Genomic DNA, 2,508 nt, shown 5'->3' with positions numbered 1-2,508 from the left:
ACTCTCGAAATCACATTCATGCTCAATGTATCAAAGATTTAATTTTCGTTGTACTAGTATCAGGAATGGAGAAAAATATGGATATTTTACAGGAAGTGGCACTTGCCATTATAGGTTTTGCCGGAGGGGTTTCAGTTGCAGCAGGAACATTTGCACTTATCACTGCACTTGGGATTGTGCCAAGACTTGCAGCAAGGATGGGAGTTGCCCAGCATGTATATAAACTCGAAAGTGCCATAGTGCTTGGCGGAACGATAGGAAGTCTTTTGTCAGTATATCATTTTCCTATGAGGATAGGAGATGTCGGTATAGTTATATTTGGCATATTTGCGGGAATATTCGTAGGATGTCTTTCGATGGCACTTGCAGAGGCAGTAAAGGTGTTTCCGGTATTGTGCCAGAGAATAAATCTGACTTACGGAATATATCTGCTCATAGTCATGATGGCAGCAGGAAAATGTCTTGGAACGTTATATCAAATGTATTTTGAATGGAGTGGGAAATGATATTAAGACTTGAAGTTTATTTATTATTTGTGTAAACAAAGATATGGCATAGCTATGGAAATGAGGTAAAAAGATGAATGAAAAAAATAGTAATGAGCCAAATATAGGAGCGGTCTTAAACGAGAAAGATAAAAATAAACAGAAGGAAATGTATAATAAGTATGTGGAAAATATGACACCAAAGTCAAACGGCTGGCTTAACTGTCTTAGAGCGTTTCTTGTCGGAGGTGCGATATGCCTGCTCGGAGAAATCTTAAATAATGTATATGCATCATTTGGAAATGACAAAGAGATTTCAGGAATGTATACGACAATAACGCTGGTAGGAATAAGTGTAATTCTTACAGGATTTAACATTTATCAGAAACTCGGACAGTTTGCAGGAGCCGGAAGTGTAGTCCCGATAACCGGATTTGCAAACTCAGTAGTATCACCGGCAATAGAATATCAGGCAGAAGGTGATGTGTTCGGTGTAGGATGCAAGATATTTACGATATCAGGACCGGTTATCCTTTATGGAATATTCAGCAGTTTTCTGCTTGGGGTGATATATTGGATAATGAATATGTGAGAGAGACGGAGAGTTGAAGGAAGTAGCGGTGAAATGTGTTTGACCGCTACTTTGCTTTTTGTTAAACTATAATAAAAAAGTGATGAAATATAAAGGAAAGATGGTAGTTGTAGTATGAAGATTCTGAAAATAGAGGCAAAGAATTGTAAAGGATTTGAAAAGCTTGATATTGATCTTAAAGGTAAAAGTACGCTTATATTTGGCATCAATGGGACAGGGAAGTCTACAATTTTAAATATAGTAAATTATATATTTTGGAATTGGCTCAACAGACTTAATCCTACACAGGGGACATTTTTTAGAAAAATTGTGCCGGAAATGGTTAGAGTAGGTGCAAGTAAAATGGATATGGTTGTACAATTGGATATGGGTACTGAATCATTTTGCTTATCAAAATCATATACAAAGGCAAAAACAGGAAAGGCAGCCATATCAAATGGCAATAAAAAAGAGTATGATAGATTGGTAAAGTATTATCAGGAAAAATATTTTGATGAAGAATCGGATATGCCTATATTTGTTAATTATAGCACAAACAGAGCAGTAATTGATATTCCACTAAGAATACGGAACAAACACACATTTTCAAAAGTTACTGCACTTGAAAAAGCAGTTGAGAAAGAACTTGATTTTAGAACATTTTTTGAATGGTATAGAAATCAGGAAGATATAGAAAATGAGTTAAAAGTTGAAAAGAATGATAATTCATATGAAGATAGATTCTTAAAAAGTGTAAGAAAAGCAGTTGAGGCAATGCTTGGAGAGGAATATTCTGATCTAAAGGTGAAGAGAAATCCTCTGTGTTTAAAAGTAAAAAAGGGAAATAAAGAAATAAATGTTGCTTAATTGTCAGATGGAGAGAAGTGTACAATTGCATTATTTGGTGACTTAGCCAGACGAATGGCATTAGCAAATCCTAATAAGGATAATCCATTAGATGGAGAAGGAATAGTACTTATAGATGAAATAGAACTTCATCTGCATCCATTATGGCAAAGAAGGATATGAATGTCTTGAAGAAAGTTTTTCCTAATATTCAATTTATCGTTTCTACACATTCACCGCAGGTATTGGGTGAAGCGGATGACACATATAATGTGTTGAGATTAATCATGGGTGATAATGGTAAATTGTTGATAAGTGAGACTCCATTGTATGGAAAACTGTGCAGCTATAGATTTACCGGGGCTGAGAAAAGCTGCGTTGATGACTTTACAAGAAGAGATTAATAAAAAATATCATGGAAAAAATATTTCAAAAGAATATTTTGGAAAATTGTTAGAAAAATTTGAAAATGAAACTACAACAAAAAGGCCATATTTGGGCATATTAATTCAATGGTTACGAAAAAAAGCAAATTGAAAAAGATGTTGTAAAAAGGAGGGGCAATATGGGAGAGATAATCAAACTGCCAGTTGGAATAGATAATTT

The 2,508-nt window shown here is 34.6% G+C and carries 5 protein-coding genes; all 5 read left to right on the top strand.

Translation table 11 applies throughout. The features are described from left to right. Positions 1 to 506 (top strand): stage V sporulation protein AB (locus tag KQI69_RS00785; protein WP_216563379.1); only part of this gene is annotated, 506 nt, incomplete at its 5' end. Positions 507 to 579: 73 nt separating this feature from the next. Further along, complete coding sequence (locus tag KQI69_RS00780; protein WP_216563378.1) at positions 580 to 1,077, top strand: SpoVA/SpoVAEb family sporulation membrane protein; 498 nt, start codon at positions 580 to 582, stop codon at positions 1,075 to 1,077. A gap of 114 nt (positions 1,078 to 1,191) precedes the next feature. Then, entirely contained in the window at positions 1,192 to 1,923 is a 732-nt protein-coding gene (locus KQI69_RS00775) for an AAA family ATPase (RefSeq protein ID WP_216563377.1), read from the top strand. Next, the gene (locus tag KQI69_RS10610) at positions 1,924 to 2,085 is read left to right on the top strand and encodes an AAA family ATPase (protein WP_216563376.1); all 162 of its coding nucleotides are present in this window, start codon (positions 1,924 to 1,926) and stop codon (positions 2,083 to 2,085) included. Between the two features lie 147 nt (positions 2,086 to 2,232). After that, complete coding sequence (locus KQI69_RS00765; RefSeq protein ID WP_216563375.1) at positions 2,233 to 2,439, top strand: hypothetical protein; 207 nt, start codon at positions 2,233 to 2,235, stop codon at positions 2,437 to 2,439. Positions 2,440 to 2,508 lie beyond the last annotated feature (69 nt).

This window comes from Eubacterium sp. MSJ-13 (assembly GCF_018918235.1).
Classification (GTDB): domain Bacteria; phylum Bacillota; class Clostridia; order Lachnospirales; family Lachnospiraceae; genus Butyribacter.
This window is presented reverse-complemented; position numbering and strand designations above follow the sequence as displayed.